This window comes from Bradyrhizobium sp. 613_E4_N2_2 (genome assembly GCF_052075995.1).
Classification (GTDB): Bacteria; Pseudomonadota; Alphaproteobacteria; order Rhizobiales; family Xanthobacteraceae; genus Bradyrhizobium; species Bradyrhizobium barranii.
Map to the genome: position 1 here is coordinate 5,430,812 of NZ_CP197234.1, position 14,697 is coordinate 5,445,508.

At 63.9% G+C, this 14,697-nt stretch carries 16 protein-coding genes; 4 read left to right on the forward strand and 12 right to left on the reverse strand.

From position 1 onward, the window contains the following. Positions 1-4: 4 nt before the first annotated feature. The 5 genes from AB7290_RS26310 to AB7290_RS26330 form a co-directional block, all read right to left on the reverse strand. Complete coding sequence (locus tag AB7290_RS26310) at positions 5-913, reverse strand: amino acid ABC transporter substrate-binding protein (RefSeq protein WP_085404783.1); 909 nt, start codon at positions 911-913, stop codon at positions 5-7. A 149-nt stretch (positions 914-1,062) separates the two neighbouring features. Further along, positions 1,063-2,505 (reverse strand): amidohydrolase family protein, encoded by a 1,443-nt coding sequence (locus tag AB7290_RS26315; protein WP_085404784.1) that lies wholly within the window; start codon positions 2,503-2,505, stop codon positions 1,063-1,065. A 26-nt stretch (positions 2,506-2,531) separates the two neighbouring features. Then, positions 2,532-3,557, reverse strand: a complete 1,026-nt coding sequence (locus tag AB7290_RS26320; protein WP_014496069.1) for an ABC transporter substrate-binding protein — start codon at positions 3,555-3,557, stop codon at positions 2,532-2,534. Positions 3,558-3,597: 40 nt separating this feature from the next. After that, on the reverse strand, positions 3,598-4,374 hold the full coding sequence (locus AB7290_RS26325; RefSeq protein WP_085404785.1) for an ABC transporter permease: 777 nt from the start codon (positions 4,372-4,374) through the stop codon (positions 3,598-3,600). After that, a complete protein-coding gene (locus AB7290_RS26330; RefSeq protein WP_244623118.1) occupies positions 4,374-5,231 on the reverse strand; it encodes an ABC transporter ATP-binding protein in 858 nt (285 codons plus the stop codon). Before AB7290_RS26330 ends, AB7290_RS26325 begins: the two co-directional genes overlap by 1 nt. A 198-nt stretch (positions 5,232-5,429) precedes the next feature. Between AB7290_RS26330 and AB7290_RS26335 the strand changes: the two genes are divergently transcribed. Beyond that, positions 5,430-6,188: a GntR family transcriptional regulator gene (locus AB7290_RS26335; RefSeq protein ID WP_085404787.1), complete on the forward strand. Its 759-nt coding sequence runs from the start codon at positions 5,430-5,432 to the stop codon at positions 6,186-6,188. Here AB7290_RS26335 and AB7290_RS26340 read toward each other — a convergent pair. Beyond that, positions 6,185-6,601 carry a hypothetical protein gene (locus AB7290_RS26340; RefSeq protein WP_085404788.1) on the reverse strand — a complete coding sequence of 139 codons (417 nt, stop codon included), beginning with the start codon at positions 6,599-6,601 and terminating at the stop codon, positions 6,185-6,187. The genes AB7290_RS26335 and AB7290_RS26340 overlap by 4 nt on opposite strands. 148 nt (positions 6,602-6,749) lie before the next feature. Here AB7290_RS26340 and AB7290_RS26345 point away from each other — a divergent pair, with 148 nt between their 5' ends. From AB7290_RS26345 to AB7290_RS26355, 3 genes are all read left to right on the forward strand, one after another. Then, positions 6,750-7,988, forward strand: coding sequence for an amidohydrolase family protein (locus AB7290_RS26345; RefSeq protein WP_085404789.1), 1,239 nt, complete (start codon positions 6,750-6,752; stop codon positions 7,986-7,988). A gap of 73 nt (positions 7,989-8,061) precedes the next feature. Further along, positions 8,062-9,267, forward strand: a complete 1,206-nt coding sequence (locus AB7290_RS26350) for an amidohydrolase family protein (RefSeq protein WP_085404933.1) — start codon at positions 8,062-8,064, stop codon at positions 9,265-9,267. A gap of 152 nt (positions 9,268-9,419) precedes the next feature. Then, positions 9,420-9,731 carry a hypothetical protein gene (locus AB7290_RS26355; protein WP_071915057.1) on the forward strand — a complete coding sequence of 104 codons (312 nt, stop codon included), beginning with the start codon at positions 9,420-9,422 and terminating at the stop codon, positions 9,729-9,731. A gap of 19 nt (positions 9,732-9,750) precedes the next feature. On the opposite strand, the gene AB7290_RS26360 is transcribed toward AB7290_RS26355, so the two are convergent. From AB7290_RS26360 to AB7290_RS26385, 6 genes are read right to left on the reverse strand one after another with little or no spacing between them, the layout of a single operon-like run. Continuing rightward, complete coding sequence (locus AB7290_RS26360; protein ID WP_085404790.1) at positions 9,751-10,668, reverse strand: NAD(P)-dependent oxidoreductase; 918 nt, start codon at positions 10,666-10,668, stop codon at positions 9,751-9,753. Further along, positions 10,668-11,537: a hypothetical protein gene (locus AB7290_RS26365; protein WP_085404791.1), complete on the reverse strand. Its 870-nt coding sequence runs from the start codon at positions 11,535-11,537 to the stop codon at positions 10,668-10,670. The genes AB7290_RS26360 and AB7290_RS26365 overlap by 1 nt, the downstream gene beginning before the upstream one ends. 21 nt (positions 11,538-11,558) lie before the next feature. Further along, positions 11,559-12,242 (reverse strand): 4-carboxy-4-hydroxy-2-oxoadipate aldolase/oxaloacetate decarboxylase, encoded by a 684-nt coding sequence (locus tag AB7290_RS26370; RefSeq protein WP_085404792.1) that lies wholly within the window; start codon positions 12,240-12,242, stop codon positions 11,559-11,561. Then, positions 12,239-12,952, reverse strand: coding sequence for a PIG-L deacetylase family protein (locus tag AB7290_RS26375; protein ID WP_085404793.1), 714 nt, complete (start codon positions 12,950-12,952; stop codon positions 12,239-12,241). The genes AB7290_RS26370 and AB7290_RS26375 overlap by 4 nt, the downstream gene beginning before the upstream one ends. Positions 12,953-13,004: 52 nt before the next feature. Beyond that, positions 13,005-13,889: an amidohydrolase family protein gene (locus AB7290_RS26380; RefSeq protein ID WP_085404794.1), complete on the reverse strand. Its 885-nt coding sequence runs from the start codon at positions 13,887-13,889 to the stop codon at positions 13,005-13,007. Between the two features lie 30 nt (positions 13,890-13,919). Then, positions 13,920-14,630: a TetR/AcrR family transcriptional regulator gene (locus tag AB7290_RS26385; RefSeq protein WP_085404795.1), complete on the reverse strand. Its 711-nt coding sequence runs from the start codon at positions 14,628-14,630 to the stop codon at positions 13,920-13,922. Positions 14,631-14,697: the final 67 nt, after the last annotated feature.

A 14,697-nucleotide genomic window follows, 5' to 3' on the forward strand; every position in this document is an offset into this window, starting at 1 on the left:
CGCCTCAGTTCACCACGTAGACGTCGGGATCGAAGCTCGAGCTCGGCTTCTTGAAGGCGTTGCGCAAGGCCGCCGACATCGGGACATTGTAGTTGAGGCCGTTCGGCGGGGTCGGCGATTCCAGCCAGCGCTTGTAGAGCACCTCGATCTCCGGGCTCGCGTAGAGCTCGGCGGTGGCGCGGTCGGCCAGCGCCTTGAACGGCGCGTCTTCCCGCCGCAGCATGATCCCGAAGGGCTCGGCCTTCGAGAACGTCTCTTCGCTGATCATGAACAGCGCCGGCTCCTTCGAGCGCGCAATCGCGACCGCAAGCTGGACGTCGTCGAGCGCGTAGGCCTGAGCGCGGTCGGTTTCCAGCAGCAGGAACGCTTCGGCTTGATCCACGGCCGGCATTATTCTGATGCCGAGATTTCGCTCGGTGTTGACCTTGGCAAGCTGATTCAGATTGACCGAGCCTGCCACCGCCGTAACGGCCTTGCCCTTGAGATCGTCGATCGTGTTGATCTTCGCGGCCTTCTTGGCCGCAAACCGCGTCGCGCTGAGGAAATGCGTGTTGGTGAAGGCGACCTGCTTCTGGCGGTCGGCATTGTTGGTTGTCGCCGAGCAGTGCAGATCGAGGGTGCCGTTGACCATCAGCGGAATCCGGTTCGACGACGTCACGGCGAGGGTGTCGACGGCGATGTCGGGCATGCCGAGCTGCTTCTTCACGGCATCCACGATCTTGAGGCAGATATCCATGGCGAAGCCGATCGGCTTCTGGTTGCCGTCAAGATAGCTGAACGGAACCGAGGCTTCCTGATAGCCTAGCGTGATCTTCTTGGTCTCCTTGACCTTCTGGAGCGTGCCCGACAGGTCCTCGGCTGAAGCTGCGCCCGCAAGATATGTGACGGCCAGGATAACGATGGGAAGACGCATCGGGGGCTCCTCAAGGGGATCAAGGGCTGCGCCGGCGCGCAGCCGCGCGTGTGATAGCCCAGAGCCAGACCAACCGCCAGACGAGGTTCCGCCTATCAGCTATCGCGGTATTATATCGGCCGGACCTAAGGGGGGCGTGGCGCCCCGCCCTATTCGCAGGTGAGCTGCTGCTCGAACCAGCCGGAAACCCGCTCCGACAGCGGCGGCCATATCCGCTGGAAATTCGAGAGCTTGCCGACATTGACGCGGTACATCGCCCGCAATTCCTGCTCGATGGCCGGCAGGTCAACGCCCATGCAGGCCCCGTCCTTCGCGATCGTCTTGCCGGCGACAACGACCTCCTTCACCAGCGACGCATTGCCCCGCGCGAACAGAAGCGCCATGGGGTCGACGGGCATGATCTGATCTCGGTCCAGCCGGTCGAGGTCGATCACGACGAAATCGGCGGGATTGCCTGCGACGAGTTCGCCGCTCCCGGGCGCGCCGGTGGCACGGCGCCCGTTGCGGACAGCAAGCGCGAACAGCTCGGCCGGCGTCCAGGTCGCCCTGAAGCCGAGGCCGCCATGGGCCATCTGCACCAGCCGCATCTCGCGCAGGATGTCGTCGTCCTCGTCCAGCGCCAGCCCGTCGACGCCGACCGCGATGGCGCAGCCACATTTGTGTGCGGCGGCGATCGGGGCGAGCCCCGAGCGCAGATGCATGTTCGAGCTGAAATTGGTGACGATGCGCGCGCCGGAGGCTGCGATCATCTCCAGTTCATCGGGACGGGCGTGGATGCAGTGCGCCAACGTCAGCCGCTCCGAGAGGAAGCCGATATCGCGTAGCCAACGCACCATGTCCGGAAAGTTTTGGTCGGCCCAGGCGCGCTGATACACGGTCTCCAGCAGATGCATGTGAATGCGGCGGCCCGTCTGCGCCGAGTTCTCCGCCACCGCCTCCAACAGCGGCTTCGAACACCATTGCACGCCGGCAGGTCCAAGCTGCACGTCGACCATCGGGCCGGAGATGGCGGCGGCAATCGCATCGGTCAGCTCGATATAGGCCTTCGGAGACATCGGCGCGCGGACAAAGAGGTCTTCGATGGTCTTGCGGTCGTCACTGGGGAGGAGGCCGGAGAGAACCGGCTCGGCATCGCCATAAACGATCGGATTCTGGTCCCGCACCGCGAGGGCAAATGCCACGCGGATGCCGACATCGGATGCCGCCCTCGCAATCGCCTTGGCTTCATCGAGCAACGGCATCGTCCCGCTTGGGCGGGTGTAGTGCACCATCATCGCCGCGCAACCAGCCCTGGCGGAACGTGCCAGTGCGGAGGCCGCGGTCAGATAGGGGTCGATGGGCGAACCGAGCGCGGTGCGCAGGATCCAGCTTTCGAGGGGCATGCCGACCGCCCCGAAGGACGACGCGGTCGCGCGCGCATGATCATGGGCGTTGACGAAGGCAGGAATGACGAAGGAGCGAGGCCCGCCAGCAGGCCCCGCTCCTTCAAGAATATCGGTGATGATACCGTTATCGTGCCGCAGCACGACATTGTCGGTCACACCGAGATCAGGGCCACGGAACAGGCTGGTTGCCGCAATCTCCGTGACCATGACGGTCTCTCCAAAGATCTGTGACGTCAGTTGGCAGTATACACCAGCTCCCGCTCCGCACGCGGCGGCAGGAACTCGCGCGAGAACACCTCTGCGGGCGTCGGCGCGCGGGCGAGCTGATAACCCTCGACAACGATGCCGATCGCGCGCGTCATGCGGTCATCCTTGATGTCGCCGATGCCGATCTCCTTCATCTCGGGCGAGACGATCAGCTTGTCGAAGGAATATTGCAGCCGGCGCTTCTCGACGGCGACGTCGATCAGATTGTCGTAGTTCAGCGCCGCCTTCATGCCGGCGTTCTGGTCCTTGGCCACCGCGATCGCGCCTTTGTTGATGGCGCGCACGAGCCCGGCCACCGCCTTCGGATTGGACGCGATCAGCTTTTTCGAGACCATCACGCCGTTGGAGTAGAGGTCGAGGCCGTACTCACCGAACGAGAACCATTTGAAATCCTTGTCCGGGTCCTGGCGGTTGAGCACGAGGTTGAAGTAGCTGGTGATGTTGAACACGAGCGCCGCGTCGATATCGCCCTTGATCAGCATCGGCTCCTGGAGGTTCGGGGCCATGTTGGAGATCTTGATCTTCTCGCCGTCGAGCCCGTTCTTGCGGGTGAACACCGGCAACAGCCGCGTCGTCGGCGTGCCCTGCGCGCCGCCCAGCGTGTGGCCTTCAAAATCCTTGATGGTGTTGATGCCGCTGGTCTTCTTTGCGACGATCGCGAACGGCGGCTGGTTCCACATCATGTAGACCATGACGGGCGCCTCCTGCGGCTTGGTCGAGGCGTTCTGGATGATGGCGTTGACGTCGCCGAAGCCGGCGTCATAGGCCCCCGACATCACGCGCGTGACGGTGGCGCCGGAGCCTTCGCCCTGGTCGATGACGACGTTGAGGCCTTCCTCTTTGAAGTAGCCGTTGTCCTTGGCGTAGAAGAATGCGGCATCGCTGCCTTGCGTCTTCCAGCCCAGCGTGAACTTGATTGTGGTGTCCTCGGCCACGGCGGCGCCCGCGGACAGAGCCAATCCCAGCAGCGCGACTGTTACTTTTCTCAACATCGAGACCTCCTCAAGCTTCGTTGCGTGACGGTTCAGAAATTCAGGTGGCGATCACGTCGTTCTTGCGCGTGGCCCAGCCGGTGACACGGCCTTCGATCAGCGAGAACACGGCGTAGAGGGCGACGCCGAGGCCGGCGAGCACGAACAGGCCGGCGAACACCAGCGGCACGTTGAAATTCGAGGACGCGGTCATCATGACGTTGCCGATGCCGCGGTTGGAGGCGACCGTCTCCGACAGCACCGCACCGACGAAGGCATAGGAGATCGCGACCTTCAGCGAGGCGAAGAAGAACGGCATGGTCCTGGGCAGACCGACGTTCCAGAGGATGTCGAACTTGCTGGCGCCGAGCGCCTTCAATACGTCTTCGAGCTCGGGCTCGGTGGTCGCAAGGCCCGTGGCGATATTGACGACGATCGGGAAGAAGCAGATCGACAGCGCGGTCAGCACCGCCGGCACCGTGCCGGAGCCGAACCACAGCACGAAGATCGGCACCACCGCGACCTTGGGGATCGAGGAGAAGCCGATCAGCAGCGGATAGCAGGTGTCATAGGCCGTCCTGGAGACGCCGATGATGGCGCCGAGGGCGACACCCAGCGCAACGCCGAGGGCGAAGCCGAACATGGTGGTCGCGAGCGTCTGCACGATGTGCGGCCACAGCACCGGGAAGCGCTGGAACAGCGTGACAAAAACCTGCGACGGCCGCGGCAGCACCAGGTCGGACATGCCCGTCATCAAGCAGAACAACTCCCAGGCGACGAAGAACAGTACGATCAGCCCCGCCGACCACGCCTTCTGCCTGATATCGATCCCGAACATCAGCCTGTCCCCTGTTGGGCCGCGCTGCGCGCGTCCTCGATGAAGGCGCGCAGCTTCTGGTTCAGCGCGACGAAATCCGGCTCGAAGGTCATAGCGACGGTGCGCGGCCGCGCGAATTCGACGCGGCTGTCGTCGAGGATGCGGCCGGGGCGCGCACTCATCACGCAGATGCGGCTGGCGAGGAAGCCGGCCTCACGCAAATCGTGCGTGACGAGCAGGACTGTCGGCTTGTGCGTCATCCAGAGGTTCTGGAGGATCGCCCACAGCTCCTCGCGGGTGAACTGGTCGAGCGCGCCGAACGGCTCATCAAGCAGCAGCATCCGCGGCTCATGGATCAGCGCACGGCAGAGATTGGCACGTTGGAGCATGCCGCCGGATAGCTGCCAGGGATAGCGACTGCCAAATCCCTTGAGGCCGACCTGCTCCAGCAGCGTATTGGCTTTGTCGCGAAACTCGGTCTTGCGCAGCTTTCGGAAGTTCGAGCGGAACGGCTCGACGATCTTCAGCGGCAACATGATGTTCCGCTCGATCGTCATCCACGGCAGCATGGTCGGGTTCTGGAACGCCATGCCGACGCGCAGCGCCCGTGCCGCGACCTCGCGGCCGCCGACGATGACGACGCCGCTGGTCGGCTGCACCAGGCCAGAGACCAGGCGCAAAATGGTTGATTTGCCGCATCCGGACGGGCCGACCAGTGCGACAAACTCGCCGTCGGCGATCCGCAACGTCGTCTTCGACAGAGCGGGCACGGCGCGGTCGTCGCGCCCGAAGATCACGGAGGCCTCGGACAGCTCGATGGCAACAGGGCCGGAGCCTTCGAGAACGGGCCGGCCGTCGAATTGGGCGTTGGGTTGCATGCGCATCACAGCCAAAGTGCATGCAAGCTGAGTGCCAGTCGTCCACCCCCGCAAAATCAATGATTTGGCCAAACGACGCACCAAACGGCCGGATTCGATTTAGGCAATCCGGACGCCAAACTGCATGCAATTGGAGCGCCGGATTGGAGTAAGCCTGTGCTAAAGAGAGGTTTCGACCCTCCCCGCAAGGATTCGCCGATGGCGGCGCGCACCACCAGCAAGACCTCTGAATCATCGGACAAGGTCAGCGTGATCTGCCGCGCGCTCAGGCGCGCGATCATCGAGCAGGCGCTGGAACCCGGTGCAAAGCTGCCCGAGGATGCGCTGGGCGAACGTTTCGGCGTCAGCCGCACCATTGCGCGCCATGCGCTGGGGCAGCTTGCCGCCGAAGGCCTCGTCGAGCTCCGCCGCAACCGGATCGCGGTGGTGGCGACGCCGAGCTGGCAGGAGGCGCGCGACACCTTTGACATCCGCATCCAGCTCGAGGGCCTCGTCGTCCGCCAGCTCGCGGGCAAGCTGAGCAAGAGCCAGATCGCCGAGCTGAATGCCCATGTCGATGCCGAGGACCGCGCGCGCGGCGGCACGGATGCAGTTTCGATCCGGCTCGCCACCGAATTCCACATCCTGCTCGCGCACATGACGAACAGCCCGATCCTGGTGCGCTATGTCAGCGAGGTCGCCTATCGCTGCTGCCTGACGCTGTCGCTCTACAGCCGACCGCATTCCACCGAATGCGCCATCAACGAGCACCGCGCCATCATCGCATCGCTCGCCAAGGGCGACGAAGCCAAGGTGATGCAATTGATGCACCATCATCTGGATTCCGTGGCCAATCGTGCATTGGTGGCCCCCACCCCGCAACGCGGCCGCGACCTGCTCGATATTCTCGCGCCTTATGCGGATGAAGTGACGAGCGACCGCGTCGTCAAGCTGCCGAAAGTGGCGCGAAGAGGTTAGGCCTCAATCCCGCGCTGGACCAGGATACGCTCGGCGCTATCATTCCAGACGTCCATCTTCACGATCTGTCCGCTCCGCACGACGAAGCGATCGACATAGCGGTTGCCCTCGAACGGCGTGCCGTCCATCCACTCGCCATAGAGCGTGCCAACGCTGTAGACCACCGTCTCGTCCGCGCCCGGACAGACGTCGAACCGGTCCATCTTCTTCTTGACCCAGCGATAGCGTCTTGCGTTGAAGCCGGTCGGGCCGCGCGGATGATCGAACTCGCGCCCGCCGGTAAACGTGATCACCGTGCCCGGCTTCATGTAGGCCGCGGCGGCATCGGGATCGGGTATCATCGACGCCGTGAGATAGGCCTCCACGATCTCGGCGTCGGTCATCGGGCGTTCGGCTTTTGCGGGGACAGACATGGTGGGCTCTCCGAGGTGCCGGCATTCTACAATTCACGCCCCAAAGTGCATGCACATTTTTTGAACAATTTGGTGGCATAACTGCACACAATCTGGAGCTGCCAGCTTCTACAGCTTCCGCTAGGCTACCACAGCTGAATCCGACGCCATGACCGCCCAACCCGCCTTCGACCTGATCTTCCGCAACACGCTGTTGCGATCATCCGCCGCACCCGTCGATATCGGCGTGAAGGGCGGCCGCATCGCCGCGATCGAGCCGCAGCTTGCCTGCGAGGCCGTCGAGGTCGATGTCGGCGGGCGCCTCGCCCTGCCCGGGTTCGTCGACACCCACATCCATCTCGATAAGGCCTGCCTGCTCGGCCGCTGCGGGCACAATCACGGCAGCGTCTCGGACGCGATCCGCGCCGTGGCCGGGATGAAGAAGGACTTCACGGTCGAGGACGTCTACGCGCGCGGCGCAAAGGTGCTCGAACGCGCCATCGTGCACGGCACGACGCGCATGCGGACCCATGTCGAGATCGACCCCCGCATTGCCTTGCGCGGCTTCGAGGCGGTCAAGGCGCTGAAGCGCGAATATGCCTGGGCCATCGACCTGTCGCTCTGCGTCTTCCCGCAGGAAGGCCTGACCAACGACCCCGGCAGCGATGAGCTGCTGGTGCAGGCGCTGCGCGATGGCGGCGACGCGATCGGCGGCTGTCCCTACATGGACACCGACCCGAACACCCATCTCGAACGCATCTTCGATCTCGCGCAGGAATTCGACGTCGACGTGGATCTCCATCTCGATTTCGACCTCGACCCATCCTGGTGGCACCTCGACGAAGTCTGCCGGCAGACCGAGCAGCGCAACTACGGAGGACGCGTGGCGATCGGCCATGCGACAAAACTCTCGGCACTGCCGCCGGAGCGGATGAAGGCGGCCACCGCGCAGCTGGCGAAATCAGGCGTTGCCGTCACTGTGCTGCCCGCAACCGATCTCTATCTGATGGGCCGCGAAGCCACCCACAACGTGCCGCGCGGGCTGACGCTTGCGCACAAGCTCGCCGGCGATGGCGTGCTGTGTTCGGTCGCGACCAACAATGTGCTCAACCCGTTCACGCCGTTCGGCGACGCCTCGCTGCTGCGGATGGCGAACTTCTACGCCAACGTCGCGCACGCGTCGGTCAGCGACTTCGACACGTGCCTCGATCTCGTGACCGAACTGCCGGCACGGCTGATGAACCTCAGCGATTACGGCATCAAGGTCGGCAACCCCGCCGATCTCGTCGTGCTCGAAACCCAGGACAGCCGCTTCGCCATCGCCGAGCTGCCGGATATCGTGATGGGCTTCAAGGCTGGCCGGCAGACGTTTGAGCGGCAGCGGCCTACGTTGTTCGGGCCTGGCTGACCGACTTTCCGCGCCTTGCGCCCGACCCGCAGCTTGCGCGATGATCATCACAATCGACCAACGGAGCAACCGGATGGCCTTCGACACGATCTTCCTGAACGCGCGCTTCGACGGCGGAGCCCGGCATCACATCGCCGTCGCGAACGGCCGCATCGCCGCGATCACGTCCGTCGATGAGCCTCCCGCCGCAAACGAGACCATCGACCTCGGCAACGTCCTCGTCGTTCCCGGCTTCGTCGAAGGCCACATTCATCTCGACACCAGCTTCTATGGCGACGCCTGGCGTCCGCACAAGCCATGCACCAACGGGTTCGACGTGCATGAGCGCGTCGCCTTCCAGGCCCAGAACATGGCCGTATCAGCGCCGATGGATGTGCGCGCACGCAACCAGCTCGACCTCTGCATCGGCCACGGCACCACGCAGATGCGCAGCCACGTCATGGTCGACGGCTCGGTCGGCCTGAAATCGCTCGAGACGATTTTGCGCGTACGCGAGGAATACAAGGGCCTGATCGACATCCAGCTCGTCGCCTTCCCCCAGAGCGGCATCCTGATGAGCCCGGGCACGCCGCAATTGCTGGACGAGGCCATCGGGATCGGCGCCGACCTCGTCGGCGGGCTCGATCCCGCAAGCTTCGATCGCGACATCGAGAGGCATCTCGACGTCGTGTTCGGCGTGGCCGGCAAGCACGGCGTCGACGTCGACATCCATCTGCATGACATGGGCGCGCTGGGCGCGTTCGAAATCGAGCAGATCGCAGCGCGCACGCGCGCGCTTGGCATGGAGGGACGCGTTGCCGTCAGCCATGCTTACGGGCTCGGCGATATCTCCATGGATCATCTCAAGAAGATCGCCGACATCCTCGCCCGCTCCGGCGTCGCGATCATGACCAATGCGCCGGGCGCCCGGCCCTTCCCGCCGATCCTGGCCCTGCGCAATGCCGGCGTTACCGTCTTCAGCGGCAACGACAACATCCGCGATTCCTGGTGGCCCTATGGCGACGGCGACATGCTGCGCCGGGCCACGACGCTCGGCTATCGCTCGGGCTTCAACATCGATGAAGAGCTGCGCGTCGCGTTCGATGTCGTCAGCGTATCAGGCGCAAAGGCGCTGCGGCTCGAAGGCTATGGCCTGCGCGTCGGCGCCAAGGCCGATTTCGTGACACTGAATGCCGAGCATATTCCTGAAGCCGTTGTCGGCGTGCCGCAAGGGCGCTCCGTGTATAAGGAAGGCAAGCTCGTCGCATGCGACGGTAAGATTGTCGGGAAGCGCGGCTAATGATCGGATCTTTTCCGTTCGATTATACCGCTAGCTTTCCTCACTCCCCAATCCGGTAGAATCCCTGACCGTAAATACGCGCATTGCACGACGGGCCAAGGAGATCATACTAAGACCCGCACTGACATCTGCGTTCTCCGGGGAAGTATAGAATGTTCAGCGCATTCAGCAGCATCGATTACCATTCCATTCGGGCCAACACGCCCGCCGAGATGGCCATCAAGCGACTGACCGGCATCGGCGAAGTCCTGTCGGGCATCGACATATCGGCAATCCACACGCAGGACGACATGGCCCGCGCGCTGTTGACGCTCGATACCGCCGACAAATGCATTCGCACGATTCTCACCGAGTTCCGCACCGAGCGCACCACGGAAGTCGTCCGCGAAGCCACGAGCCTGATCAGCCTGATCGAGCTCGCGCGCGACGAACTCTCGGACTACGCGGCGGCAGCAGAGTCCTGAGCTGAATGCGCGCTGGATCTCAGCGCTTGATCTTCGCCAGAATGCGATCCGCCTCGGTGCGCCAATCGGCGCTGCGGGCAAATTCCTTCGTCCCCTTGATGCCGAACAGGCCGTCATCAGCGAGATCGGCGACCCACGCCTGGCGCTCGGCGGTGCCCTGCGCCGACCACGGTGTCAGCCCCGCCTCGCGCACGGTCTCCGCGACTTCACGCACCTCCTCGGCACGGCGACGGCCGTGCTCGATCACGCGCTGGAAGCAATAGGCGCCCTGCTTCTCCCAGTCGATCGCGGGAAAGGTTTCAGCGAGCGAGGCCAGCACCGCATCCTCGACGCCATAGGCGCGCGCGGTGGTAAAGCTCTCGATGACCATGGCCTCCAGGCCCTTGATCATGATGCTGCGGCACATCTTCACGGCTGACGACACGCCGAGCTTGTCGCTCGCAACCTTGGCCGCAAAGCCAATCGCGTTCAGCAGCGGCTCCAGCTCCCTCGCGCCGGGACCGCCGAGCAGCAGCGGCACCTTGATACGATAAGGCGGCACCGAGGTCATCACCGCGCCCTCGACATAGCGTCCTGCAGCGCCGTCGATCAGAGCGGCGGCGCGCTGCTTGGCGCCGGGAGACGCCGAGTTGAAATCGAGGAACCAGGTGCCCTGGTTGATTGCACCAGCGCAGGCTTTTGCAACGGGCACGGCCTGGCTCGCCGTGACCGCGGAGATGATGAAATCGGATTTCGCGGTCAGCTCGGCGTGAGACACCGCCAGCGTCACGCCGAACTTCGCCGCATGCTCCTTCAGCGGAGCGCCGTGCCCGCCTCCGAGCTTGATGTCGTAAGCGGCTACCTTGATGTCCTGCTGCCGCAAATCCTCAGCCAGGATCCTGCCGACCTCGCCGTAGCCGACGAGCCCGATCTGCCAGCGCCTGGGATCACCTGCCATCAATTCAATCCTCGCGTCGTCTCGTCGAACAGCTCCTCGACCGCATAGCGGCGCGGGATCAGCGCCTGCTGGAATGCGTAGTCGACGATCAGCTCCAACGGTTTTCTGTTCGCCTCGATCCCGAACGGAACAAGGTCGGGCGTCGCCGCGGGTCCCACCTGCGCCTTGTTCCGCTTAAGCAGGTCATAAACGCCAGTGACTACGTCGGGGCGCGCTTTCACAAGCTTCTCGGTCACGACCACGAGATGATTGACCGGGACGACGCCACGACGGGTGTACCATTTGGCAGCCTCTGCGGCAGGATCGGAAAATAGCGGCTTCAACGTGGGATGATCAGAGGCCTCGCCGAGGACGGCGTCGAGCTCGCCATCGATCAGCATCTGCAAGATCTTCTTGTCCTTCGGCGCACGCTCGGTGCTGTCGACATATTCGGCAACGTGCGGATCCTCGAAGGTGATCCAGCGGATCTTGTCGAGATTGACACCGTAGTCGTTGGCGAGAATGCCCCTGATCCATGCGCCCGTCGTCGTCGTGAACGAGCGGATGCCAACGCGCTTGCCTTCGAGATCGGATGGCCCGAGCGCTCCCCTTGCAGGGTTGTAGAGCGCGTAGGAATGCTGAAAGCGGCCGAGCATGGTCGCCGGTAGCAGCACCAGCGGCTTGCCATGCGCCTTCGCCATCAGATAGGTGACGATCGCCATCTCGCAGACGTCGAACGCCTGCTCGCGCACCATCGGCTTGAACGCCGTGTTGGTCGGCGTGTACGCGATGAAATCGAGGTCGAACAGGTCGGAGCGGAGCTCGCCGCTCTTCACCGCCTGCACGTGAGGGTGACTGCCGAGCACAGCCTTCAACTTGAGACGATCCATCCGCCCGCTCCGCTGATTGCCTTAGACGTCCTCGGGATTGTCGACATAGACGAGCCCGGCCTTCGCCAGCGCCTCGCGCATGCTGTACATGTCGAGGCCGAGCTCACCCGAGGCCAGCCGCTTGCGCTTGCCACCCTCGTCCGCGTTGCGCTTCTTCGCCTTCTCGGCGACTTCAGCGGCATGGCGCTTGGGCACCACCACGACCCCGTCGTCATCGGCCACGATGATGTCGCCAGGATCGACGTTGACCCCGGCACAGACCACGGGAATGTTGACCGAGCCGAGCGTCGCCTTGACCGTGCCCTTGGCCGAGACCGCGCGCGACCACACCGGAAACTTCATCTCGTGCAGCGCTTTGACGTCGCGGCAGCCGGCGTCGATGATCAGCCCCTGCACGCCGCGCGCCTGCAGCGAGGTCGCGAGCAGCTCGCCGAACATGCCGTCGGTGTTATCAGTGGTGCAGCCGACGACGAGGATATCGCCCTTCTTGCACTGCTCGACGGCGACATGGATCATCCAGTTGTCGCCAGGCTGTGCCAGCACGGTGATGGCGGGGCCAGCGATCGACGCGCCGGCCCAAACGGGCCGCAAGTAAGGCTTCATCAGGCCGAGGCGACCGTAAGCCTCGTGAACGGTCGAGACGCCGTATTCCGCCATCCCGGCGGGATCGGCACGCTTGATGTTGCGAACGACGACGGGCTTCATGCCAGCTCCTCCGCAACCGTCGGGAACAGGCGCTGATAGGCCTCGCCATAGGTCATGGGCACGCCGGTGTTGCGGCTGCCCTGGATGCCACGGTTGAGCGCGACGCGCTCGTAATAGCCCCAGAGATGTTTTTGCGCCGCGAGGATCTGGAACGCCTCGTACTTCTCCTTCCAGACCTCGTCGATCTTGAGGAGCAGGTCCGGCTTGTAATTGCACTGCTCGGGCTGGTGCGGCTCGAACAGGAACACCGGGGGCGCCGAATATTTGTACTGCGCGCCGGGCTTGTGGCCCATCGCCTGCGCGACCACGCGGGTCTCCTGCGCGAAATGCGCCGCGTTCGGGTGGTCGAAATTATAGGGATCTTCCAGCGCGTGCGTCAGTACGAAGCTCGGATTGAGCTCGCGGTAGATGTCGACCATGCGGTCGAAATGCGCCTCGGTGAGCTTCAGCGGATAGTCGCCGCAGTCGAAGAACTCGATCTCGGCGCCGAGTAGATTCGCCGCCCGCTCCGCCTCGTCCTTGCGGCCGGCCTTGACCGATTCCAGCGTCGCGCCTTTTTCCTTCCAGGCGAACTGGCTCTCGCCGCGCTCGCCAAAGGACATGCAGACGATCTTCATGCGATAACCCTTCTTCGCATGCAGCGCGATGGCGCCGCCGGCGCGCCAGACGAAATCGCCGGGATGGGCGGTGATCACGAGACCTGTTTTCATGGGACGAACTCCCCTCTTTCCTTGATAAGCAACGTATCGATCGCGAGCACCGTCATGTGTCGAACCCAAACAGACGCGCGGGATTGTCGACCAGGATCTTCTGCTGGAATTCCGGCTCCGGCGCGAACAGCGGGATCAGGTCGACGAGGTCGCCGTCATTCGGCATCACCTTGACGTTCGGATGCGGCCAGTCGGTGCCCCAGATGACGCGGTCGGGCGCGGTCTCGACGATCTTGCGCGCGAACGGCACCGCGTCCGTGAACGGCGGGCCGGCTGAGGACACCCGCTCCGAGCCGCAGATCTTGACCCAGCATTTTTCGTCGCGCTGCATCAGTTCGATCAGGATTTTGAACGGCAGCTGGTCCAGCCCTTCCGACGCCTTCACCCGACCCATGTGGTCGATGGTGTAGCTCAGCGGCAGCTTTGCCAGCATGTCGGCATATTCGGGCAGGTCGATCGCGTCGAAATGCAGATCGATGTGCCAGCCGAGTGGCGCGACCATCGCGATGACGCGGTTGAACACGTTTCTGTCGGGGACGCCACCGAGATGGCGGACGAAATTGAACCGACAGCCGCGGAAGCCGCCGTCGTGCAGCACCTGGAGCCCACGCTCGGTGATGGTGTCGTCAATGTTGGCGACTGCGCGATAGGCACCATTGCTCTGTGCGATCGCATCGAGCGCGACAGTGTTATCAGTGCCGTGCACGCTGGCATTGACGATGACGGCTCGCTCGACGCCGAGCTTGGCATGCAGCGCACGAAAATCCTCGAGCGGGGCATCCGGCGGCGTGTAAGAACGGTCAGGCGCATACGGATATTTCGCGCCGGGGCCGAAGATGTGGCAATGCGCATCGCAGGACAGCTTTGGCAGCTCGAACTTCGGCGTGCGCGTGTTCGGATCGGGCGGCGGAATGGTCGGCGTGTACATCATCGTCATCACTTGAACCGCCGAGCGAGATCGCTTCTTTCAAGTCTTGCTGCTGACGACCGGCCGCCGCCGTACCGGCACGGCCTGATCGAGCGCCGGCGCCTGGAAGGCGGCGACGGTGGCCTGCACCAACTGCTCGATGGCGCTGGCGGCATCGCTGCCGTCGGCCTCGCCGCGCGACAGGCGCGAGACGCGATCCGGCGTCACCAGCGAGTAATAGAGTGCGCCGAGCAGGAAGTGGCTGCGCCAGACGATGTCGGTGCGCGGAATGTGCGGCAGGCTCTCGTGGACTGCGTCGATGAAGGCATGGCTGGTGTCGTCAAAGGTCTGCGCGATGATTTTTCGCACGACCTCGTTGCCTTCGGCGGACATCACGGCGCGCAGCCGCGTGAAGCGCGCCCCGCCCCCGGCGAGATCGCTGCCCGAGGTGAAGGCCGGCACCACATAGGCGCGCACGATCGCCTCCAGCCGGTCCTGGAGGTCGCGCACGCGCTTGGCTGCGGCGAGCAGCTCGAAACGGCGCAAATTCATCGGCCCGCAATGGCGCCGGTAGATCTCCAGCAGCAGGCCGTCCTTGGTCTTGAAATGATAGGTCACGCTGCCGGGATTGGCGCCGGCGGCCTGCGCGATGTCGCGCACCGAGACGGCATTGAAGCCGTTGGTGGCGAACAGCTCTTCGGCCGCGGCGAGGATCGCCTCGCGCATGTTCGGCTTGCGGGCCGTTTCCTTGCTGGTGGGCTTGCGTACCATGTGATTTGTACTATCGTACAAAAGATCAGGTCTCGTCAACAAGAACCATGGGCGACGTCCGGACGGC